Here is a 22,488-nt window from a genome sequence, read left to right as displayed (position 1 = left end):
AGGCTACAAACAAAAAAGGATAGAAATTTCTTTCTATCCTTTTCATCTAACCAATAACCAATAATCAACCTATTCAAACAAAATTTAAATTCATTTTAGCACGCAAAAGCTTCTGAAATTCATCAAGATAAAGCTGAGCGATTTTCTCCATTGGTAAACTGCAGGCAGCATCATAATTTACTTCTCCAATAGTTCTTCTGTGCAGATCGTTTTCTATGATCTTCTCCATAGAATCTGCCAGCGAATCCACATTTCCAGGTTCAAAGAACTCTCCCACATATCCTTCTTCCTCTACCAGCAATGCAAGATCACCCAGATTAGGCATGACTACTGCTTTTCCGTAAGAACCTGCCTGGTGCAGTACTCCAGAACTACCTGTAGTAGAAGTATAAGGAAAAGCTACTAATGTGCTTTCTCCAAAGATCACGGGAACATCTTCTTCTTCAACATAGCCGGTAAACGTAAGATTTCTCACATGATCATATTTTTTCATAACTCCGGCAAGATATCCTGGAGTATTCGGACTATCAGTTCCAGCGATCACAATTTCCAGTTCCTGGTTTGTTCTCTCTCTTAACTTTTCAACTGCTTCAATAAGAATATCTACTTTCTTATACGTTCCAAATTTTCCGAAGGTCATGATCTTTTTAGGTCCTTCAGGAAGATCAAAATTAGGTTCCGGCGGAGTTTCAAAAGATCCATGAGGCACCTGCATCACATTCTCTGCCTTATATTTATCCTTGATCACATCTACATATTTTCCTATGGTAAGAGCTACGGTATCTGCCTGCAGCAACACTTTAGTAAGCCCTGTACCCATCATGTTATATAATTTCTGAAGAAATTTGTTCTGTGTGAAACCAGCGTTTCCAAGATCTACCTGTTCCAGTATATTATGAAGTAATACGATCGTAGGGATTCCTTTTAACCTGAACAGCAAGGGTAATAAAAGTCCTAAAGCTGCCGGGATCTTTTTATCGCCGAATTTCATAAACTGAAGATTGAAAAGAATTGCATCAGGCTTTTGTTTTACCACATTTTTATAGATGCTGTATATGTTCTTGTAACTATTGAAGTTCCAGCTTTCCTTTACACTTACTTTACAGTTATCTGTATTAAAGTCTATTTGTTTAGGTTCCTTAGTATGATCTGTGATCAATACAAGTTCATCAACTTCTGGTTTTTGAGCGAATTGTTTAGCAAGATGATAACCATATTCGTTCAAGGTTACTTTGCTTGGCGGGTAAGCGGTGATTAGTGCAAGTTTCATAATAGTGGTTTTAATTAGATTCTATGTAAAGATCTCATCTTTATGTCTTTACTGAAGATATTTTCGTTCGGTTGAAGTTTAGTTTCGACTAATAGATCGTTTTATATGATAAAGAAAATAGATCCCCTGTACGATCAATAGAAGTGTCATAACAAAGATCTGTGCTTCTACAACCATCTCCAGGCTCTCATGTTGAAAGAAGATCACCGTAAGCTGAAGTAGGCCAAAAATTCCGGAGAGTAGTACAGGAAGGTATTTATCTAAAGAAAGGAAGTAGTACACAAAAACGTTAGCTATGGCAAAAAGTGAACTTGCAAGGGCATATTTCCATAAAAGTGATGCAACTTCCACATAGGCCTCTCCAAACAGGATATTAATGATCAATGCTGGAAACATAGCATTCACAACTACGATCGCAATAGCAAGAAATGTGATCATTCCAAGATATTTAAAGAATAACCTGGTCGTGTCCAGACCTTCTTTTTCCCGCTTAACTACTTCCGGTAGTAATAGCATGACGAACATCCAGGCTACAAAATACACAGCTCTTCCAATAAGTGCCAGTGATGAATACAAACCTGCTTCATGAGCATCAAAAAAATGTTTTACCATTAAGATGTCTCCATTATTAATAAGAATCTGGGTAAGTTCATAAAAGGCAGTGACCACAACGAACTTCCTTAAATGTTTTAATTCCGCAGAATTTATTGAAGGAAGCACTTTTTCAGAAATTCTTTTAAAAGGCAATAAACCTGGAACAAGGCTAAGCAGGATTCCAAGGGCTACCAATTCTGAACTACGAAAGGGTAACAACATAATAAAGGCCAGAGTTAGTAGCAATCTGCTCAACATCTCTCCCTGGTATGTTATAGAAAGTTTTATAAAATCCTGTTCTCCCTGGAAATAACCTCTGTTTACGCTCATCAAGAAATAGACTGGAACTCCCATTCCAAATATTCTGAACATTGTTGCTGAACCTGTATTAAAAAATGCCTGTAATTCTGATGCTCCAATCAAGATCACCGCACCTAGAAGCGCACCAATGATAATACTCCATTTCCTGCTGTATTTAAGAAATGCTTCTTTCTTGCCGCCATCAAAAGTCCCGATGAACTTAGCGACGCTTAATTGAAGCGTCATCGCTACAAATGATAGAATGAGTAGAAAGGTGATAAGGATCGCAGCATCTGCAAATGCTTCAGGACCAAGAAGTCTTCCTAATATAAGATTGTAGAGATAGTTTCCTACGTTAACAATCAATGCACTGATCATAAAAACCTGGGTGGGTTGCAGTACAATATTCAGTTTGTGTAATTTTAAGGTGATCATGGTGGTGGTTTTATCGGGTTCTAGGCACTCAGCTGGAAATAATTAAATTCAAATAGATTACATCCGGAATTTAAAAAAGCAACCTGGAGACTGGGATTATTCGCTCCTTTAAAGGTTAGATATTTTCCTTCTGCGGTAGCATGAAGTAATAGTTCGTAGAATGCATAAACTCCTGAAACATCCATATTATCAAGTAGAGTAAGGTTTATGATGACTCGGGATTTCATCTTCAGCATAATTTCAAAGTATTTCTTAACTTGTTCAGCATTGTAGGATGAAACCTTACCGTGTAACTCAAATACTCCTTCGTTCTCATAGATATTTAGCGACATAATTTTAGTTTTTCGGTTCTTAACTACCGCTAAGATCGTTTCTAAATCAGGGAATTAAAGCCAAGCTTCGATGAATGGCAGGTTGCTGTAGATGAATTATCGAAGATGTGTTTGTAACTTGCTTTCAAAGATTCTAACCACCCAAATCATGAATTTTAGATATTTATTTATTGTACTTGTTTCACTTATTTTTCAATCAAGATCCAACGCTCAGGAAATGGACCAGGGTTTTGGCTACCTGGAAAATGGAGAATTTGCTGCGGCTAAAGATTTCTTCTCAGAGATCCTCGAAAACTATCCTGATAATAAGACTGCCAGGCTTTGTTACGCCAGAGCGGTAGGATTGCTTGACGATCCCTCTAAAGCAAACGACCTATTTAGCGAACTACTGAAGGAATATCCGGGTGATCTCGAGATTCAGCTTAATTATGCCGAATCTTTACTTTGGAATAAAAACTATAAGGAAGCTGAAGTTTACTATAGGGAACTGGTAAAGAAAAATCCTGACAATTTCGGAGCCTTATTAGGTTACGCGAATACGCTTAGTAATTTAAAGGAATACGAACAGGCACTAAGCCTTATTAATAAATCACTGGAGGTATCGCCTCAAAATCCTAACGCGATGTTATCCAGAAAATATATCAGACTGGGATACGCCAATCAGTTTTTAACTAACCGCGACTATGAGACTGCGATTCGCTATCTGGATGAAAACCTGGGTGAGAATGAACAGGATCAGGAAAGCTTACTTAATAAGGCAAACGTTTATTTAATTCAGAAGAATGGAGCAGGGGCAAGGGAGGTTTATGAGAAACTGGCGCTTACCAAGAACGATAGTATTTTAGCATTCAATGGGATTTCTCTTTCTTACCATATTGATGGTGACGAAAAGGAAGCACTAAAATATGCTGAAAAGGCTTATGAACTTTCAGGATCTTCTTCTAATAATGAACGTGTACTCGACGCTGAAGAACGTTATATACAGGCTTTGACCTGGAATAGGAAGTTCTCTCAAGCTGAAGATCTAATCGCAAAACTAAAGCAGAAATATCCTGGAGAATCCCGTATCCTGGCGTTGGAAGCAAGTATGGGGATGTATACAGGCGAGTTTAGAAATAGTATAGAAAACTATAAATCGATACTTGCTCAGGATTCAGCTTCTTTCGATGGAAACCTGGGAATAGCTAATGCCTACTTTGCAAATTCTGAAATCATAAAAGCAAAGAACGCTGCTGAAAGGACGTTGGAATATTATACGAATCAGCAGGATGCACAACAGTTTCTTACAAAACTGAATAATACTTACAGACCATTACTGGAGGAAAACATAAGTTACTCTTTTGACAACGGTGATAACGAAGCCGTGGCTTCAACGACCAGGCTGGTACTACCATTGAGTACAAAACTGCAAGTTTCTGGAGCCTATACTTTTAGAGAGACCATGAATTCAAATTCAGATCTTGAAGCTACTTCTAATCAGTTTAATCTTGCTGCGAGGTATCGATGGAGTCCTGGACTAATGTTACGGGCTAACGCAGGTTTTGTAAAAGCTAATTCTTCCCAAACAGAATATACAAACGCTGTAGGTGAGATCGCTGCCGGGCTAAAACCATTTGTTAGAGATGATCTTGAGATCGGTTATCGCAGGGATATACAGGATTTTAATGCGGAATTACTGAACAGGCAGATCGCCGGGAATCATTTCTTTCTGAATAACAATTACTCAACCAGGTATGGACTAGGGTGGTATTTACAATATTTGCACACCGAGCAAAGCGATGATAACACCCGTGATCTCCTTTTTACTTCTTTCTATTACAGTTTTCTGAAAAAACCGGTGCTAAAAGGTGGACTTAATTATCAATTCATACAGTTTAAAAACCAGGTGCCTACCATATATTTTAGTCCCGAGCAATTTCATGCTACCGAGATCTTCCTGAACTTTTTAAGTAATGATCCAGATTCCAGGATCTCTTATGATCTTACAGCAGCCACCGGATTCCAGTTTATCGAAGATGATGAGAAACAGGGCACTTATAGATTACAGGGAAAGTTTGGATATAACATCAGCGATCGATTCATCGCAGGTATCTATGGGAATCACAGTAATATTGCCTCTGCTACAGCTGCTGGTTTTACCTATACTGAATTCGGTATTAATTTAAAATGGAACTTTACGAAAGCACCAATATTCAAGTACTAATTCAAAGCTTTAAATTGGGCTGATACCAGCCTTTTACAGGAAAATCTCTAATAAGAACCTCCAATTCATCTTCCGTAACCGGTTTGATGAGGTATCCAGATAACTCGCTGAATTGTTTTGCTTTTTCAAGATCTTCAGAATCATCTGAAGAAGTTAGCATGTAAATGTGCACCTCCTTTTCTATCTTTTCCTCGATGGATCTAAATTCTTTAAGAAATTGCCAGCCATTTAGAAATGGCATATTAATATCTAATAGCACTACATCTGGAAGCCCCTTCTGATTATCAAGACTATTTTTAATCCTATCTATACCTTGTTCACCGTCAAGAAATTTTTCAACTTTTACATCAGGATTTATTTTTTTCAAGGTCTTACTCGTTACGAACTGGAAGACCTGATCGTCGTCAATTAGGAAGAATGTCATGATGAATATTGTTTTGACTGAAGGTTAGTATGAATTTAGTGCCAACTCCTGGTTTGCTTTTTACCTGTATACCGGCGTTCAATGATTCTAATTGTGTTTTTACCAGGAATAGACCCATGCCTCTGCCCGAAACATTGCGATGAAATCTTTTATACAGTTTAAACATATCATCGTCGTATCTATCCAGATCAATTCCCAGGCCATTATCTTCAATGATCAAAATTCTTTCAGTTTCATTGATGGAAGTGCTAATCTTTATGCAACTTTTTTTAGCAGGATCCCGGTATTTGATCGCGTTCGAAATAAGATTTTGAATTATACTCTGCAGGTAGATCTTCGAAAATTTGATAGTTTTCCAACTACTGAAATCTAATTCTACCTGCACAGTTTGATCAAGAATTTCCAGGTATAAACCTAAGCAGTCCCTAATAAGAGGCTCAACGTGGATCTTTTCAGTTTTAACCTGGTCATCATTCAGAACCCTCACATAAACAAGTAAATCTTTTACAAGCGTATTAATACTACTGGTAATGGTATTCAATTTTGGAATGTAGGTTTTTAGTTCGTCGTAATCTTCAGACCCGCTAACCATGGAAACCAGGGCAGACATGCTCGTGGTGGGCGCTCTTAGATTGTGAGCAACAATGCTATTGTATTCTTTTAACTGCCTGTTTCTTAATTGTAATTTATTCTGAATAGAAGACAGTAAAATATTTTGATTTTCAAGCTTGTTCTTTTTCTCTTTTAGTTCTTGTAGATACTGAAGTTTAATAAGTTCATTTTTTGTTTCTCTATTTGAAACATATAGAATGATAAGTAAGAAGATAAAATTGATGAACAGTAAGGAAATGTAGAAGTTCTTAGCTGCAGCAAAAACAGTGGCATTTGAAATTTTAGAAATAAGAAACCATGAATTTTCAGTTTCAATATGTGCATATCCATCCTTTACCAGATTCAAATTAGAGGTAGCTTCTTCAAAATCAAGTCTTTCAGCAACCCAGAAACCTTCATCATCATTTATAACCTTTTGGTTAGTTTTTAATAAATTCCAGGTTTCCGGATGATCGATGTCAAAACCAACAGCCTTATCTGGAGTAATGAATTTTTCAAATTCTCTTGATCTATCTAATGAATTGGATAAATAATTTGCTTCATTATCAATAACATAAAAGTTCGAGGTCAGTTCTTGATTTAGTGATTTTAGAAGTTCTTTCGCATCGTAATTAATCACCACAATCCCTAATCGATGACCATTCCCGGAAAACAATGGAGCACTTCCTCTTATAACCGGTTTGTAAGGTTTTTCAACTTTACCAAATTCATTATTGAGATTAAGAGGAGATACATAGAGCGCGCCGCTATCCAGAGCTATAGTTTTCTGAAAATATCCGTTTTTGCTTTTATTCTGAAGATCCTTTCGCGTTTGAATCCCATCATCTGTTCTGTCAATTCTAAAGACTTCATTTCCATCTATATCAATCAGTCGGAATTGACTAAACTGATTGGTGCCTACCATAAAGTTTCCAAGTTTCTCTTCAAATTTACTATTACTACCGGGTATAAAGTCAGCTTCTAGAAAGTCATATTGACTCCAGTAAAAAATGCTGCTAATAACTGGCGTAATACTTTCGACAATAAGATTAGACTTAGCAGAAAGATCTTTGAGTTCTAAATCAGCGAGGTTCGACCTTTCATTATAAAAAATCCAAACCGAAAGCAAAATGCTTACTGTAAAGAGAGGTAGGTAGTATTTTAAAATTCTTTTAATCACTATGGTAAAGCGAATAAAACTGGTTAGGTAATGGAAGCTGATTCAATATTTTCGGGGGAAAGACTTGCAAAAATGGACAGTCTTCGTGATAAATATAAAATTAAATTTGTCAAACACTTGTTAAAAAAACTGATATTTAAGGTGATTTCCATAGATATTCAGGATTAATGGAGATTATAAGTTACTAAAAAACAATAAGCCAGGGACCCCTCCCTGGCTTATCAACCTAACCACCTAAAAACTTAGTGAGTAACCAACAAACTAAGTGTAAATTTATGCCTTCCATTTAAGATCAGTACACCTTTGTAAATCCCTGGATTTACAGCTCTTAATCTTACAGGTAATTCATTTTTTGTATGGACATCGTCATATATTTTTGAGTAAATTATCTTCCCGGTAAGATCGTAGATATAGATCTCTGCAGTTGCAGCTTCCATCGGCAGGACCACACTGGTTTCTGACTTAAATGGATTTGGATAATTATATGCTTTTTTCTGAACCAGGCTGTCCACTTCCGCGATATCGGTCACAGGCTCTGGTAGTGGTTCCGGCTCGTTCACGGTCACGCTTGCAGAGAACACAAGGTTCTGGATATGAAGGTTAAATTCCTGATAACTGCTATAATCACCCTGAACAGAAAATACGATCGCTTTTAACTCCTCACCTTTATAACCACCGGTATCATTTTTAAATTCTGATAGCGCTATACTCATTGCACTCAGCTCATCGCTGGAGTTCAACTTAACTCTATATCGATCATTCCAATCCTGAAGATCATTTGTTACCAGGATCATTTCTATTTCCAGGTTGTTTTGAATTTCGAAATTTAATGCTTCGAATTGAGATGGATCGAACACCTGATCTCCTGGCATGATACTTCTGAAGATATTAGCGGTACCAAGGATGCTTCCATTTACAACCACATTACGTTCAACATGATGCTCTCCAGCTGCTGCTGTATAATTTGAATGTTGTATCGCAAATTTGTCCACCTTAGTTTCAGTATCCAGGTAATCTATACCCCATGGGCCGTCTGCAAGGTAAAGTGCATCTGCCTGTGGTGAATTTTCACCGCGTATTTGCATACCAATGTCAAACAGTCCACCAGTTTCTACTGTGATCTCTTCTTCATAGCTTTTATCCAAACTCAATGTTTTGTTATAATCTATTTCCGAAGAAGTTTCAGTTTCTCTTATCTTTCCATCGATTGTGAAACCGGAATCACCTTCTTTATTTTTCACGATAAGATGAAGCCGGCTGCCCTCATAAAAACCACGTTTTACAAAGACAGTAGGGTACCTGCCGACTATCTTATCGCTTTCCAATGTCTGGAAGGCATTAATTTTATCTATTACATGACCAGCAATACTGCTCACCTGTCCCATATCTGCACCCCAAACCTGGAAGTTTAGGTAATCTCCTTCCGGGTAATCTGCAATGTTCCAGTAGGAGTGGAGTTTAGGACTGCCATCTAAGTGGATTGAAAAGTTAACCGCATATTCCAGTTGACCTGAAGCTCTCAGTATTTTAATCATAATAAGCTCGTGTCCCTTCAATTCTATTGTTCTAATATCTTCGAGGCTAGAGCTATTTAAACGGTCACAGATCACCTTGGAATGATCATAGATCCCATTAGAAGTACTGGTCATAAGCGCTGCCGCGACCCTTTTATCTCCCTGGTAATAATCTGCGGAAAATACCGCACTTGCATTGGTAATTCCCATTAGATCCTCAGGGCTGGAAATCCTGGCATTCTCGGTACCGAACATCCCAGTTTCAGGAATAAGCGAAGAAAGATCTATTCCTTCAGCATTTTTATGAACTGAATATTTTTGATGGAATTTTTCCTGTCTCGCTTTTTGAAATTTATTATAGTTCGTTTTTAGTCTTTTAAAGTTTCTTTCAGCAATCAAACCCGCTAGTTTTCCATTGCTTTCCAATCCTCCTTTGTTTGCTGAGCTTACATCTGTAGCGCTCTTAACGTCAGCAACATTATTCACTTTGATGGCAGAATATGGATTGGCAGTCACATAAAATATAGCATCATTAAAATCCTGGTCGCATGATGCATAATCTCTTCTTATATCTTCAAAGCCTAGATAGATTCTCTCGTTTTCAGGATCTGCAAGTAAAACGGTATGATGCCTTAATTGTTTTTGCTGTTCAGGATTAAATTGTGGATCTGAAAATACCTGCCACAATCCCCAACCAACATTATTACCGTTCCAGGCATTTGCAAGAAGAACCCAGCCAATCCCAGTACCGGCCTTGAAATCACCTAGCTTTACTTTATTTCCTTCTCTTAAACCACCACCAGACCACTCTTTTGAAGCATTTGGAAAGATGATAGTGATATCGTTATCTGTGGGTTTAGTGCGTTCGGAATCATTAACGTTATAGGTATAAAATCCCAGTACATTCTTATAACCAGCACCTTCTTTTACAAAGCTTACCCATACCGCTGCATCTTCTGCCAGTTCGATATTGGTATCATAACCAGCAGAGATGTAGTGCGGATTATAATCTGGAACCGGATAACTTTCCGGTAGGGCGGCATCGATCATTGCCATACTTTCAGCAGAGATGTAGTCGTCTACCGGCTCCAGATATTTAGGTACTCCCTGGCCATCATATTCACCAAGATATTGGAACTGCTGTGCAGTAACCTCTTGTATTAAGATGAGACAAAAAAAGTGTAGTAGTGTTTTCATAACCTGGGAGTAAAATTAATTTTTGATTTCTCTCTACCGATACTTATTCGTTTGCTGTAGGTAAGCAGACGATAAAAAAGTATTAAGTGTCGGTAAATGGTTTAGGCAAAATGAACACCGTAGCGTTCTATGACCTCGTTGCGGATGTTTTTGATCTCTTGTTCTTTTTCCTTCGGAACAATAAGAAGGACTTCATCGTTTTCAAGGATCATATAATCCTTCAGTCCGTCGACTAAAACCACCTTATTGCTTTCAGTTCTAATAATATTACCCGTGGCTTCAACTGGGATGAATCTAGTGTTTACCACTGTATTGGATTCGGCATCACCGGGAAGCTCATCTTCTAGCGAACACCAGGTTCCAAGATCGTTCCAGGAAAATGAAGCTGGAATTACCATCACTTCTTCTGAATTTTCAATGATTGCGTAGTCGATACTAATGTTTTCAGCGTACTGGTAATGACTTCTAAGGAAATTCGTTTCATGCGGATTGTTATAAAAAACCTGCCCGATTTTGAATAAGTTGTACATCTCGGGAAGTAACTTCTTAAATTTATTCAGGATTGTTTGCGCTTTCCAAACGAAGATCCCGCTATTCCAAAGGTAATTTCCCTGGTGCAGAAAACTTTGCGCCGTCTGGAAATCTGGTTTCTCTGTAAATCTCTGGACATCATAAACCTGTGCGGTTTTATTATGATCGTATTGTATATACCCATAACCGGTATTAGGGAAGTGAGGTTTAATACCAAATGTAATAAGTCTTTCACCTTCCTCAGAAGCTTCAAATGCCTTACACATATCCTGCTCAAAAAGATCTTCTTCCTGGATCCAGTGATCACTTGGTGCTACCAGCATTCTGGCTTCAGGATCCAGTTTATGAATTTTCATAGCTGCAAGCAAGATACATGGAGCCGTATTTCTCATGATTGGTTCTAAAACTATTTGCGAACCTGAAATTTCAGGTAATTGTTCCATTACGATATCCTTGTAAATTGCATTGGTAAGCACAAGAATATTTTCAGCTGGAATAAATCGGTTCAAACGATTAAACGTATTTTGAATAAGCGTTTTACCACTACCCAGGATATCCTGAAATTGTTTTGGATTGCTTTGTTTGGATACAGGCCAGAATCTGCTTCCAACTCCTCCTGCCATGATTACTGCATAGTTATGATTTTTCATCGCTTTCAATTTTAGATGTTTAGGTACTTATTTGATGTAAAGATACCGGCACAATGCGATGTGTGTGGGAATATTCGTCTAAGCAGAATCTAAGAGCGACGAATGGAAATTATGTAAAGATAAGTTGTTAAAGCAGGTTCAATCTTTTCATGAGTTCCGGGCGGTTACTACGGCTAACGGGAACAACATCTTTTTCAATTAGTACGCTATTATCTTCAATATCGATAATATGCTTTGTATTAATAACATAAGATCTGTGCACCTTCAGGAAGAGGTCTTCAGGTAATTTATTTTCGATCTTTTTCAGCGTAGAATGAACTGTATAGTTCTTTTCGAATGTCTTAATTTGTATATAATCACCTTTAGCTTCTATTAGGTAGATACTCGGAATATCGATCTTTATAAGTCTACGGTCAATATTCACATAAAGGTCATTCTCAGTTTTATTAACGTCTGATGTAATTTCGGTTGGCTCTGTAATAGCTTGTTTTGCAGGTTTAGAATTCTCAGCTTTTTGAACTGCCTTTTTAAAACGTTCCGAAGTTATTGGTTTCACTATATAATCTACGATACAGTCATATTCAAAAGCTTCTATTGCAAAGCTCCTGTCTGAAGTCGTTAAGATTACATTTGGTGGATTTTTTAAAGTTTGAATAAAGTCAAAACCTGTAAAATCTGGCATATGGATATCCAGAAAGATAAGATCCACTTCATTTTGGTTTAGATATTTGATCGCCTGCAAGGCGTTAGAGAAATCACCAACAAGGTTGAGTTCCTTATGAGTATCAATAAGCTGACTTATGATCATTCTGGCCGTAGCCTCATCATCAATAACTAAACATTTCATGAACCGGTAGTTTAAGACTTAGCAATAAAATCGCTCATATTCTGAAGGATCTCATTAAAGCTTTTGTGCTTTTTTGGATCATTCTCACGGAGTTCTTCTTCATAGATTTCCGCGAAGCGATAACTTTCTTCAAGGCCTAAAATACTAATTTTGTGCTTAAGTTTATGAACATTTGAGGCAGCTTCAGTAAAATTGCCTTGTTCTATATTTTGGTGATAAACAGCTTCTTCCTCAGGGAATTCTCTTTTTAAAACATCTAAGAGTTTGTTTTCAAACTCTTTATCTCCACCAGATAGCTGATGCAGGTAGTTTAAATTTGGTTGTTCATTCATTTTGGTAAAGTAAAATAAAAACTCGTTCCAACGTCTTCCTTGCTCTCCAGGCTAATCTGCCCTCCATAGAAATCGACCACTTTTTTGGCGATCGAGAGCCCTATTCCAGTCGAGTTCTGGTTAGTATCGATCTTTTCAAAGATCTTAAATATCTTATGGTGATGCCTTTCAGGAATTCCTTTGCCGGAATCCTTGATCTCGAATTTCCAAAGTTCGCCGGCATCTGCTACATTGATCTCGATCTTACCCTCATGTTCAATGCTTTTAACAGCATTGTGAATGATATTTTCGAACAGTTGCTGAATTCTAAACTTATCTGCCTTGATAACCGGAAGTTTTTCTGAAATTTCTACTTCAATACCATCTGGAATAACCAGCAGGTCTACAATTTCCTGGACCATGTATTTCGTATCCACCTGGTACTGTCCATGATCTGCCATCTCAATAGTGGAGTAGTTGAGGATGCCTTCAATTAGAGCATCCATTTTCTCTACATTCTTCAGTATCATATCGAAATGCTCTTTTCCTTCAGCAGTTAAACTGTCGTAATTGTCTGTCTTGATCCAGGAAATTAGAGTATCTACGCTTCGTAGTGGGGACTTTAGATCGTGGGATACCATATGAGCGTAATCTGTAAGCACCTGGTTTTTGTTTTCCAGGTTCTTTAGAAGCTGCTCCTGTTTTCTAGCGGCTATCTGTAATTCTTCACTTTGCTCACGTATATGCTCTGCTAGGTCTTTGATCTCAAATTCACCGTTTTCCTTCTCAAATTCTTTTAGATTCAAAGCCTGGATCGCAGTAGTGATGCTATCAAGAATATCCTTTTGATACATTACATCTGTGCGGAGCTGCTGGTTGGCATCAAAGAGTTCATCAGAACTAATGCGCATAGCACGCTGTAGCATGTTGAACTGTTCTTCACTGTTATTATAAGATTCATCGATAGCGGTGAGAAAAGCTTTAATTTTCGGGTCTTCCAAGGCTTCTTCATCCAGGTACTTGCTTACCTGGCGTTGCAACAAACTATTCATTCGCTTAGTAGGGTTAAAGTCATGGTTTGATTGTGTAGGGTTCCATTGCTTTCCCCATAAAAAGGTGCTATTTCACCATAGGAATAGAATCCACCAACGGCGACATCCTTTCCAATTACATTGATTACTTCCTCGATCTCTTCTTCTGCTCGTTGGCTAAGGACGAGTCGGCGGCCAATACAACTAACAAGAAGTGCCAGCTCAGGTTTTTTCTTTCGGTTCTGGTTGGCCAGACTTGCCGCATCCTGTGCACCATTAAGTAATGCATCTGCTGAAGCCATCATTAATTGAACTCTTGAACCCTGAGGTACATCTCCCGCCAGGATCATAGAATTGTTCTCTCTATCTATATTTAGAATGGTACGTACTACGGGGTGTTTTTTTCCTTTTTCTCTAACGTAAAGAGGGTAGAATAGGGAAGACTGCGGTAACTCAGCAGATTTTTCTCCCAGATATTTTGAATACAGATCAAGAGCTGGCTGTCCATCCAGTTCAAAAAGGACATTATTTTCAGATTTTGTGATAAGTCTTTCAGGACCAAAAGGAATCCATCCACCAACGCTTGCGAAGGATACTTCAAGATCATCGCCATAAAATCCTATGACCACAACTTCACCTTCTTCCGCAGCATTTAAACCGGCTAAGGTTTTCTCAAATCTTGGTCCGTCACCACACATACCACCAGTAACACAAAAATCTTTATGCTCCTCATGCTCCAGACCACGCAATAGATCACTTCCGTTAATAAAACTTCCTTCTGAAATCACAAAAACATGTTTAAGATTCTTATGATCCAGTTTACTGATCAACTCTTTGCCCAGCGCCATTCCATCCATGTTATAATTGTGAATGTTAGCAGTTTTAATTTCAAAATGTGATCTTTCAAGGTCGATAAGGGTGGCAACAGCCCCATTTTCACTAATTCTATCACCCAGGATCTCTCCGGCGGCAGTCCCGAAAACCAGGTTCTTATATGGAAACTGATCTTTACAAGCTTCAGTAAAACTTTGCTTTTCTAAAAGATGGCGATCACCAAATATTAAAACGATCGGGTTTTCTAGATCTGAAGTTTCAGTATTAGAATTCCAGTTTCCAGCTTCATATTTTGCCTGTGCTACTTTCATAAACTCTTTTTTATACTGAAATTAAAAGTGGTGCCAATTCCAGGTTTGCTTTCCAGCCAAACTTTTCCATCATAAAGATCGATGATCTTTCTTACGATACTTAGACCAATTCCAGTAGATTTCTTATGGTCTGAGGCAGTGTTGAAAATCTGGAAAATACGATCATGCTGGTCTTCTGGAATGCCAATTCCATTATCCTGTACAGAGAATATATATTCCATTGCATTTTCCTCCACATCCACTTCCACAATTCCCTGTTCCTTATCGATGTAGTTTACAGCATTAGATATAATATTCTGGAATAGCTGCTGAATTCTGGTAGTATCAGCCTGAATGACCGGTAATTTGTTCTTGATGGTCACTTGTATGTGATCTGGGATATAGATCATGGCGATGATATCTTCCACCAACGCCTGAACGTCTACTTTCTCGACGCTTGCTGAACTACGATCTATACTGGAATACTTCAGAATGTTCTCAATAAGGTGATCCATTTTTTCCACCTTATCCTGCATAAGATCAATATTCACAAGGCTATCTTCACCTAACTGATTCCTGAAATCTTCCTTAGTCCAGCTCAGTAGTGCCGAAATATTCCGAAGAGGAGATTTTAGATCGTGGGATACGATATGAGCATAATCATTTAATTCCTGGTTCTGAACCTCCAAATCCTTTAAAAGTTCCACCTGTTTGTTTTCAAGGTCCTTACGATCTGTAATATCGAGATGGATGAGGATGGAGCCAATCATCTCACCTTGCATATTATAATTGGGTGTACCACTTATAATCCATGTTCTTTTTTCACCAGTTTTATTAAATACCGTAATTTCATAACTAGTGGTAATTCCGGTTTTTTTATGGTCCTCTATTGTTTCAAGTAATTGTTTAGACTCATCAGTTAATAGAAGATCTGCTGGATGTTTACCCTTCAATTCTTTCTCTGTGTAACCACTAATATGCTGGAAACTCTGGTTCGCCATAATTATATGGTCATTATTATCCACTTCCAGCAGTCCCAGGTTCATATTCGCAATGATGTTACTATATTTTTCCTTCTGAGCCTTTAAAGATTCTTTATAACGTTTTCTAATAGTGATGTCATCATAGCTCCAAAGGTGCCCTTTATAGATGCCATCACTAAAAATTGGGATATAACTACGTTCGAGATAACGTCCATCTGCCATTTCAATCTCTTCTCCAATTACTGTTTCTCGTTTTTCTAGTAGTTTTTTTATTCTTAATACAAAATTTTCAGGTTCTGCAAAAAGCCTTTTAGATTGTTCTGCGGCACTAGAGCAGTCGGCACCGGTTAGAGCAGCAGGAGGAGCCGGTATTTCGAAGAGATCACAGAATCTCTGGTTCGTAAGACTTATCGTTCTATTTTCATCTTCCAGCAATACCGCACTCTGCATGTTCATAATAAGAGTGGACATCCTGTTTTCAGACTGTTTAAGTTTATTACTGGCTTCTTTGCGTTCTGTGATATCTTCAACAGTAGCCACAAGATATTCAGTAACACCATTTTCGTCTGGAACGGCAGTAACACTTGTATTAGCCCAAAGCAGAGAGCCATCTTTTTTAAAATAGCGTTTTTCCATCTGGAAAGACTGGATCTCTCCTGCGAAAAGCTTCTCCCTCAATTTTAATGTTTCCTCGCGGTGATCTGGATGGGTGATCTGGTTTACATCCACCTTCTCAAATTCTTCAGGCGTGTATCCAAACATCTTACTCATGGCACTATTAACCATAAGAAGGCCTCCGTCCATGGACCTGGCGAGGGACACCCCAATCGGGGAGTTTCCGAAGATAATATCAAGCTGTCTCTTCTGGTGTTGCATTTGCCGCTTCATCGCGGTTTCCTGTGTAATATCCCGTGCAATGCCCTGTGCAGCGACTGGCTCGCCTTTAGTATTATAAATGATGCTGGCATTTATCTGTACGATCTTTTCATCCCCATTCTTGGTAATGATCACCGCACGATAATTATTAAATTTCCCGTGGATGGTAAGCTCTTTAAAAGCTTCAAAAGTATATTCTTTGTATTGGTCCTTTACGAGTCCAATTAAATTAACATGTTCTTCTTCAGGGTCGAAACCAAGTAGGTCCTTGGCTGCCTGGTTCATCTTGATAACATCGCCAGAAAGTTCCATGACTATAAAGGCGTCGATCAAAGTTTCAAAAACCCCTTCCAATTCAGAAGTTTTTCTATTCAGCGTTTCCTCAAGTATTGAATTAGTTTGGCGTAATTCTTCTGAGACATTATAAAGCTCCAGAGACTTTTGCTCCAATATCGCTTCAGCCGCCTTTCGGGCAGCTTTCTCACGCACAAGTGCACGCTCTAAAATTTCAATGTTTTTAGCTAACTGCATGCGGCTCTTTGTAAATTCTAAATCTTACCTGTGTTCCATTTTCCTGAATCTTTTCCAGTTCGATCCTGGAATTTTCATGATAATGTGAAAAGGTTTGCTCCATGAGTGCTTTTGCAAACATATACATAGATCGATCTGAATAATACATCATTTCAAGAAAATGATCGTCCTGCTGAATGATACGAAAGGTGGGAAGCTCAGCTCCCGGATATAGTTTTCTAACTTCTACATGAATGTGATTTTCTATAGAAGCAAGCATTTCCAAAGGCCCACTATACAGGCTGAAAATATTTGCATGGTTCTTTTCCAGAACTGCAAAAAATGTTTTTCCGTAGGCATACAGAAGATCATTTACCCCCAAACCAGTTTTTTCTGAAAGCTTTACAATAAGGCTTTGCATTTCAATGAAGTCATAGGTTCCAACCGAAGTATATATTCCTCCTGAAGCCAAGTTAGACTCATTGATAATCTGGTCCAGAACTTCCAGGCCAAACTCTTTTTCTACCATCTCCAGAAACTCAGTAAAAACAATTCCTTTCATATTATACTTTAATTAGTTCATTGATACTCCAGTAATCCAGTACGCTTTTTAGTTTATACACATAATCATCATACTTAAGAGGCTTTATAATGTATCCTGCGATTCCAATATTAAAACATTCTAACAGATCCTTTCTGTTATTTGAAGTTGTTAGAATAATTGTTGGAATATACTTTAGATTATCATCCTGCTTCAAAATACTAAGAAATTCAATACCATTCATTTTAGGCATGTTTAAGTCCAGTAATATTATTTCCGGTAACCTATCCTTTTGTTTTAAAAATTCCAGCGCTTCTTCACCATCTCTTGCATTATGAACCACATGCTTTAATTCTACCGAATTCAGGGTGCGGTTTAGTTTCATTACCTCAATTTCATCATCTTCGATAAAAAGGATATTTAACTTACGTTTCATAGGGAATTGTTTTAGTCAACCAAAGATGCCATAATAGTCGAGTTTAAAGGCTTTAATTCGTTTAAGCAGGGTTTAGCTTCGTTCAGTTGCACCTTAGTGTAGACCAATAGACTTACTGCGAAAATGCCGGTTTAAAAGCGTTTACTATTAAATTCATTTAACTTTTAGCCATGTCAGGTTAACCATTATAATCCCATTTCAATACTCTAATCAACCATCTAAAAACAAGCGGCTTAAAACTATTGAAGTACTTTTTTAGCGTTGAAAATTCTTAATTCACTATGTTAAACGAGCTTAATATAGAAAGATTTTTCTTACTCATTTTTAAATTTTGTACATTTTATGTGCCTAAACGCATTAATTTTTACTGTTTAACGACCTATTACGTATATTTCAACTTAAATCGAGAGCATGCGAAAAGTTCTGGTCATCCAGGAAGATATCATCATTTTAAAGATTCTGGAAAGGCTTGTAACCGTAAATCATTTTGATTGCAAAGCCATAAGATCGCTGGATGCACTTACAATAGAGGATCAGGAAAGTGATTTTGAATTCATTATCACAGACATTCTTTTTGAAGGAATTGCACCTTTAGAATTCGTAGCCCAGGTGCAGGAAGTTATTCCGCATAAAAACTTATTAGTGGTTACGAATATGGGACAGGACAAGATCAAAAAGGAGATCTTCGCATTAAAAGATATAACAGGCTTTTACGCAGTGCCTATAGATCTGGACGAAATCGAATCAACAATTCAGGCATATTCATGACCGAAGCGGGAGTTTTGCTTTTTATTAAGTGCGTGCTGGCGATCCTGGTCGTTTACTGGATTTCCATAGCGGTCACCATGATCTATAGAAAGAATCGTATGCGAGCACTCGATCGCATTGAGCATACCTTTGCCGATGTCGTAAGCCGTTATCTCTATAATAATGTAGATGATCCCTTGCATATTAGTGAGATCAATGATCGCTTAAAAGCTGTTGGAATACGTAAAGGCAATAGAAACAACGTGCAGTATCTTATTCGATTGATGATACGAACCCAGCGAACTATACTTGGAGAGAATTATATCAAGCTCAAGAAGCTATATGCGCAGATCCCACCTTACAATGCTTCATTCACGAAAATTTCCAAATGGGGATGGTATTCCAAAGCTCGTGGAATTCGGGAGATCTACGAGATGAATCAGTCTCAGCACATGAATGAGGTCTTTAAATTTCAGAATAACAAAAACGTATTCGTGCGAAGAGAAGCACAGATCGCTATGGTTGTGTTTATGGGATGGGAATCGCTTAGGTTTCTTCCATACTTAAAACGTAATATCACCTTGTGGCAACAAATAAAGATCGTTGAAAAGCTCTATGATCTATATCCAAAACCAGAAATGAAATGGTTAAAAAGAGCCTATATGACCGATAAGCTTTTCGGTAAAAAACTGGTCATGAGAATTATTAGAAAATTTGAATTGCATACTGAAATTCCGTTTATCATGGAGCATCTGGAGCATGCTGATTATGAGGTACGCGAAACAGCTATTTACTGTATACAGACTTTCGCTCTGTCTACGGAAAGAATGGATTATATTAAGGATGTTTACGAAAGCGTTGCAGATCCCGTACAGCAGGCGCAACTTTTAAATTATATCTATGACAATTCTGATATTGACGTTGACTTCTACCTGAGACAGCTTAATGGAAATAATGAAGAGCTTAAACTGAACGTTGCTGAAATTTTATGGAACAATGGATATAAAGAGAAGGTCCAGGAATTCTATTACCAACAATACCCTGAAAATTCAAATTTAAATGTTGAATGATATAGAAAGGTTTTTTAGCGGGGAATATGTATTCCTGGCGGCAAACTATTTTTTCTTTGCATACGGGATCGCCCTCATGACGATGTATTTCGCAGGAGTGATCCTGGCCAGTCGTGCCATACGCCGAAATAAGAAGAAATCACGATTCCTTCAGGTGAATGATATTGTTAGTGCCACTGATATTCCTTCGGTATCGCTTATTGCACCTGCTTTCAATGAAGGTCTTACCATAATTGAGAACGTAAAAAGCTTATTATCCATACAATATCCATACTACGAACTCATCCTGGTAAATGATGGAAGTAAAGACGATTCACTGGAAAAACTCATCAAGGAATTTAAACTGGAGAGAAGAGATGCGACCTTTATTACGCAGCCAATTCCTACAGCGACCGTTAAATATGTATATAAGAGTACGCTTTCGAAGTACACGCATCTAACCGTACTCGATAAAAACAATGGTGGGCGTGCAGATGCTCTGAATGCCGGGATCAATTTTGCAACATCAGAACTGGTGGTTTGTACAGATGCAGATTGTATCATCGAGCAGGATGCCTTGCTTAAAATGGTTAGACCTTACCTCGAAGAATATCACAGTGAAATAATCGCCTGTGGTGGAGGTATTGGAATTGCGAACGATTCGGTCGTAAAGAACGGGGTGATGAAAGAACTTCGTTTGCCTAATAATCTGGTGCCCATGGTACAGGTCGTTGAATACATTAGGGCATTTCTGTTAGGTAGAATGGCCTGGAGCGAAATAAACGGACTCATGCTCGTGTCTGGAGCTTTTGGTATGTATCCTAGAAAAAGGGTGATCGAGGTTAGTGGGTTTGACGCAAAAACAGTTGGAGAGGATCTTGAGCTATGTATTCGCTTAAGGCGTTTGATGGAAGAAAAGGAATTACCCTATAAAGTGGTTTATTTACCGGAAACCTTATGCTGGACAGAAGGGCCGCCAGATTATGATATTTTAATTAAGCAACGTGATCGCTGGGCGAGGGGACTTTGGGAAACTTTGAAGATCCATAGGAAATTGTTCTTCAACCCTAAGTATCGATACATGGGAATTTTCTATTATCCTTACTGGCTGTTTTTCGAGTTTGGAGCGCCTATTATTGAATTTCTGGGAATCATTTGTATCATCGCTTTTGCTTTCTTCGGAATGATCAACTGGACGATGGCAGTGCTATTATTTACGGCCGCTTACATTGTAGGATGTATCTTTTCCACAGCTGCTATCTTTATGTATGTCAAGAACTTTAATCATTATACCAAGCCAAAGCAAGTTATAGAACTTTTACTTGCTGCTTATCTCGAACCATTCCTGTATCATCCAATACTGGTATATGGACAAATGAAGGGTTATTACAAGAAGATCTTCCGTATTAAATCTGGCTGGGGAACTATGACCAGAAAAGGATTTAAAGTTTCCGACACCTAGAATCTATAGCGATAGCCAACATTGCCAATGAATTGATCACCTTGCCTGTTTGAGGTGATATCTTCGAACAAATAACCGCCACCTACCTGGAAAATATGATGAGGTCCAATAGTGAAATTCAAGCCAAGATTTGAATAATATGCTTCCAGAGACGGGTTCTCCTGTACTTGCGTAAAAATTGTGGTCTCATCTGGCGAAATACCCGTTCCAAGTCTTAAAAAGAAGAAATTATCTGCATTATTAAGATAGTAACGAACGTTCAACTGGTAGTTCTGGGTTAACTGATCATTGATCTCCGGTCCAAGGAAAACTCTTGAGTTGATATAGAATTTACCTTTGTACATAGTAAGCCCCAGAATTCCGGAGTAATAATCCTCATCTGAGAAATGTAGTAATCTCGCTCCGGTTTCTAATTCAAAGATCGAGAAGATATTGACAAATAAAGAGGCGCTGGTTCTAAGGTCGGGATACAAAGTTCCGTCTGAAATTCCCAGGTTTAGAAATGCATATACCTTATTGCTGAAAACAGGGTAAGATTCCAGCTCATATAAAGTACTCTGGTCATAGCCACGATCTGTATAATTTACCCGGGCGATCACTGCACTGCTGTTGAAATAATGTTGAAACTCCGGACTAATGGTTTGCCAGTTCTCACGATTATACTCGTCACTAAAATAGATGTATTGATAATTTACCCCAATCTCATCCCTAATGGTTCTCTTTAATATATTCTGAAGGACATATCGCTTGTTTTGATCCAACTCACGATTATTGAAAAGGTCTAAAGCGATCTCTCTGGAAGCTTTTTTATCTTTATTCTGAAGTAAAAGTTCAGATTTAAGGATAAGCATATTCGCACTTAAACTCTGTGTTTTTTCTAATTGTTCAAGGTAAGCCAGAGCATCTTCAGGATCCTTTAATAATTTTGTATGGCGAACGGTAAGTTCTCTAACACCCGGGTAATCTTGGGCATTCTGCATCAGAAATTCAAGATCTGTAGTAGCCTGATCAATACTGTCCAGAGCCCATAAATTCCGAACCCTTAAGATTCTGATATCATGATATTCTGGAGCAAGCTGCAATCCCCGGTTAGTGTATTGTAAAGACTCTTGATATTGTTTATCCTGGTAGAGTTCGAGTCCCTGGAAATAAAGGCTATCTGTATTTTTTTCGGTGATTTGCTGTGCGTTCACCTTCACAAAAGCGAAGAAGAACAGGCAGAGTAAAAGTGATCTATTCATAGAAGTTGATTTGGGCAAAACCGGGGTGAAGATAATCATATTAAGCGATTTGCGACAAACCTGAACTAAAATTGTCCATGCTGCGTTGTAAAGCAGGCCAACGCAATAA

At 38.1% G+C, this 22,488-nt stretch carries 19 protein-coding genes; 4 read left to right on the top strand and 15 right to left on the bottom strand.

Annotation, left to right across the window (positions count from 1 at the left end):
• Positions 1-73 precede the first annotated feature (73 nt).
• From JM79_RS11180 to JM79_RS11170, 3 genes are all read right to left on the bottom strand, one after another.
• Complete coding sequence (locus JM79_RS11180; protein ID WP_141878224.1) at positions 74-1,270, bottom strand: glycosyltransferase; 1,197 nt, start codon at positions 1,268-1,270, stop codon at positions 74-76.
• A gap of 78 nt (positions 1,271-1,348) precedes the next feature.
• Positions 1,349-2,599 (bottom strand): oligosaccharide flippase family protein, encoded by a 1,251-nt coding sequence (locus tag JM79_RS11175; RefSeq protein ID WP_141878223.1) that lies wholly within the window; start codon positions 2,597-2,599, stop codon positions 1,349-1,351.
• Positions 2,600-2,619: 20 nt separating this feature from the next.
• The gene (locus JM79_RS11170; RefSeq protein WP_141878222.1) at positions 2,620-2,931 is read right to left on the bottom strand and encodes an STAS domain-containing protein; all 312 of its coding nucleotides are present in this window, start codon (positions 2,929-2,931) and stop codon (positions 2,620-2,622) included.
• Between the two features lie 148 nt (positions 2,932-3,079).
• Between JM79_RS11170 and JM79_RS11165 the strand changes: the two genes are divergently transcribed.
• Positions 3,080-5,134, top strand: coding sequence for a tetratricopeptide repeat protein (locus JM79_RS11165; RefSeq protein WP_141878221.1), 2,055 nt, complete (start codon positions 3,080-3,082; stop codon positions 5,132-5,134).
• Position 5,135: 1 nt separating this feature from the next.
• On the opposite strand, the gene JM79_RS11160 is transcribed toward JM79_RS11165, so the two are convergent.
• The 11 genes from JM79_RS11160 to JM79_RS11110 all read right to left on the bottom strand — a co-directional run bounded on the left by JM79_RS11160 (position 5,136) and on the right by JM79_RS11110 (position 17,880).
• Positions 5,136-5,558, bottom strand: a complete 423-nt coding sequence (locus tag JM79_RS11160; protein WP_141878220.1) for a response regulator — start codon at positions 5,556-5,558, stop codon at positions 5,136-5,138.
• On the bottom strand, positions 5,539-7,278 hold the full coding sequence (locus tag JM79_RS11155) for an ATP-binding protein (protein WP_141878219.1): 1,740 nt from the start codon (positions 7,276-7,278) through the stop codon (positions 5,539-5,541). Before JM79_RS11155 ends, JM79_RS11160 begins: the two co-directional genes overlap by 20 nt.
• A gap of 293 nt (positions 7,279-7,571) precedes the next feature.
• Positions 7,572-10,040: a DUF4114 domain-containing protein gene (locus tag JM79_RS11150; RefSeq protein ID WP_141878218.1), complete on the bottom strand. Its 2,469-nt coding sequence runs from the start codon at positions 10,038-10,040 to the stop codon at positions 7,572-7,574.
• Between the two features lie 101 nt (positions 10,041-10,141).
• The gene (locus tag JM79_RS11145; RefSeq protein ID WP_141878217.1) at positions 10,142-11,221 is read right to left on the bottom strand and encodes a mannose-1-phosphate guanylyltransferase; all 1,080 of its coding nucleotides are present in this window, start codon (positions 11,219-11,221) and stop codon (positions 10,142-10,144) included.
• A 127-nt stretch (positions 11,222-11,348) separates the two neighbouring features.
• Complete coding sequence (locus JM79_RS11140; RefSeq protein ID WP_141878216.1) at positions 11,349-12,068, bottom strand: LytTR family DNA-binding domain-containing protein; 720 nt, start codon at positions 12,066-12,068, stop codon at positions 11,349-11,351.
• Between the two features lie 11 nt (positions 12,069-12,079).
• Entirely contained in the window at positions 12,080-12,400 is a 321-nt protein-coding gene (locus JM79_RS11135; protein ID WP_141878215.1) for an Hpt domain-containing protein, read from the bottom strand.
• Entirely contained in the window at positions 12,397-13,431 is a 1,035-nt protein-coding gene (locus JM79_RS11130) for a HAMP domain-containing sensor histidine kinase (RefSeq protein ID WP_141878214.1), read from the bottom strand. The genes JM79_RS11135 and JM79_RS11130 overlap by 4 nt, the downstream gene beginning before the upstream one ends.
• Positions 13,428-14,555 (bottom strand): FIST C-terminal domain-containing protein, encoded by a 1,128-nt coding sequence (locus JM79_RS11125; RefSeq protein WP_141878213.1) that lies wholly within the window; start codon positions 14,553-14,555, stop codon positions 13,428-13,430. Before JM79_RS11125 ends, JM79_RS11130 begins: the two co-directional genes overlap by 4 nt.
• Positions 14,552-16,924, bottom strand: coding sequence for a PAS domain S-box protein (locus JM79_RS11120; RefSeq protein ID WP_141878212.1), 2,373 nt, complete (start codon positions 16,922-16,924; stop codon positions 14,552-14,554). The genes JM79_RS11125 and JM79_RS11120 overlap by 4 nt, the downstream gene beginning before the upstream one ends.
• A complete protein-coding gene (locus JM79_RS11115) occupies positions 16,911-17,465 on the bottom strand; it encodes a heme NO-binding domain-containing protein (RefSeq protein WP_141878211.1) in 555 nt (184 codons plus the stop codon). The genes JM79_RS11120 and JM79_RS11115 overlap by 14 nt, the downstream gene beginning before the upstream one ends.
• A gap of 1 nt (position 17,466) precedes the next feature.
• A complete protein-coding gene (locus tag JM79_RS11110) occupies positions 17,467-17,880 on the bottom strand; it encodes a response regulator (RefSeq protein WP_141878210.1) in 414 nt (137 codons plus the stop codon).
• A 411-nt stretch (positions 17,881-18,291) separates the two neighbouring features.
• On the opposite strand from JM79_RS11110, the gene JM79_RS11105 reads away from it, so the two are divergent.
• The 3 genes from JM79_RS11105 to JM79_RS11095 are packed head-to-tail and all read left to right on the top strand — an operon-like array spanning position 18,292 to position 21,138.
• The gene (locus JM79_RS11105) at positions 18,292-18,648 is read left to right on the top strand and encodes a response regulator (protein WP_141878209.1); all 357 of its coding nucleotides are present in this window, start codon (positions 18,292-18,294) and stop codon (positions 18,646-18,648) included.
• A complete protein-coding gene (locus JM79_RS11100; protein WP_141878208.1) occupies positions 18,645-19,697 on the top strand; it encodes a HEAT repeat domain-containing protein in 1,053 nt (350 codons plus the stop codon). The genes JM79_RS11105 and JM79_RS11100 overlap by 4 nt, the downstream gene beginning before the upstream one ends.
• On the top strand, positions 19,687-21,138 hold the full coding sequence (locus JM79_RS11095; protein ID WP_141878207.1) for a glycosyltransferase: 1,452 nt from the start codon (positions 19,687-19,689) through the stop codon (positions 21,136-21,138). Before JM79_RS11100 ends, JM79_RS11095 begins: the two co-directional genes overlap by 11 nt.
• Here the strand turns inward: JM79_RS11095 and JM79_RS11090 are convergent.
• Positions 21,135-22,379, bottom strand: coding sequence for a YaiO family outer membrane beta-barrel protein (locus tag JM79_RS11090; RefSeq protein ID WP_185739490.1), 1,245 nt, complete (start codon positions 22,377-22,379; stop codon positions 21,135-21,137). The genes JM79_RS11095 and JM79_RS11090 overlap by 4 nt on opposite strands.
• Positions 22,380-22,488 lie beyond the last annotated feature (109 nt).

Source organism: Gramella sp. Hel_I_59, assembly GCF_006714895.1.
In the GTDB taxonomy this organism is placed as follows: domain Bacteria; phylum Bacteroidota; class Bacteroidia; order Flavobacteriales; family Flavobacteriaceae; genus Christiangramia.
This window is presented reverse-complemented; position numbering and strand designations above follow the sequence as displayed.

Excerpts from the sequence above, each read along its gene's own strand:
- JM79_RS11180 (WP_141878224.1), bottom strand. The coding sequence starts at position 1,270 with ATGAAACTTGCACTAATCACCGCTTACCCGCCAAGCAAAGTAACCTTG.
- JM79_RS11175 (WP_141878223.1), bottom strand. The coding sequence starts at position 2,599 with ATGATCACCTTAAAATTACACAAACTGAATATTGTACTGCAACCCACC.
- JM79_RS11170 (WP_141878222.1), bottom strand. The coding sequence starts at position 2,931 with ATGTCGCTAAATATCTATGAGAACGAAGGAGTATTTGAGTTACACGGT.
- JM79_RS11165 (WP_141878221.1), top strand. The coding sequence starts at position 3,080 with ATGAATTTTAGATATTTATTTATTGTACTTGTTTCACTTATTTTTCAA.
- JM79_RS11160 (WP_141878220.1), bottom strand. The coding sequence starts at position 5,558 with ATGACATTCTTCCTAATTGACGACGATCAGGTCTTCCAGTTCGTAACG.
- JM79_RS11150 (WP_141878218.1), bottom strand. The coding sequence starts at position 10,040 with ATGAAAACACTACTACACTTTTTTTGTCTCATCTTAATACAAGAGGTT.
- JM79_RS11145 (WP_141878217.1), bottom strand. The coding sequence starts at position 11,221 with ATGAAAAATCATAACTATGCAGTAATCATGGCAGGAGGAGTTGGAAGC.
- JM79_RS11140 (WP_141878216.1), bottom strand. The coding sequence starts at position 12,068 with ATGAAATGTTTAGTTATTGATGATGAGGCTACGGCCAGAATGATCATA.
- JM79_RS11135 (WP_141878215.1), bottom strand. The coding sequence starts at position 12,400 with ATGAATGAACAACCAAATTTAAACTACCTGCATCAGCTATCTGGTGGA.
- JM79_RS11130 (WP_141878214.1), bottom strand. The coding sequence starts at position 13,431 with ATGAATAGTTTGTTGCAACGCCAGGTAAGCAAGTACCTGGATGAAGAA.
- JM79_RS11125 (WP_141878213.1), bottom strand. The coding sequence starts at position 14,555 with ATGAAAGTAGCACAGGCAAAATATGAAGCTGGAAACTGGAATTCTAAT.
- JM79_RS11120 (WP_141878212.1), bottom strand. The coding sequence starts at position 16,924 with ATGCAGTTAGCTAAAAACATTGAAATTTTAGAGCGTGCACTTGTGCGT.
- JM79_RS11115 (WP_141878211.1), bottom strand. The coding sequence starts at position 17,465 with ATGAAAGGAATTGTTTTTACTGAGTTTCTGGAGATGGTAGAAAAAGAG.
- JM79_RS11110 (WP_141878210.1), bottom strand. The coding sequence starts at position 17,880 with ATGAAACGTAAGTTAAATATCCTTTTTATCGAAGATGATGAAATTGAG.
- JM79_RS11105 (WP_141878209.1), top strand. The coding sequence starts at position 18,292 with ATGCGAAAAGTTCTGGTCATCCAGGAAGATATCATCATTTTAAAGATT.
- JM79_RS11100 (WP_141878208.1), top strand. The coding sequence starts at position 18,645 with ATGACCGAAGCGGGAGTTTTGCTTTTTATTAAGTGCGTGCTGGCGATC.
- JM79_RS11095 (WP_141878207.1), top strand. The coding sequence starts at position 19,687 with ATGTTGAATGATATAGAAAGGTTTTTTAGCGGGGAATATGTATTCCTG.
- JM79_RS11090 (WP_185739490.1), bottom strand. The coding sequence starts at position 22,379 with ATGAATAGATCACTTTTACTCTGCCTGTTCTTCTTCGCTTTTGTGAAG.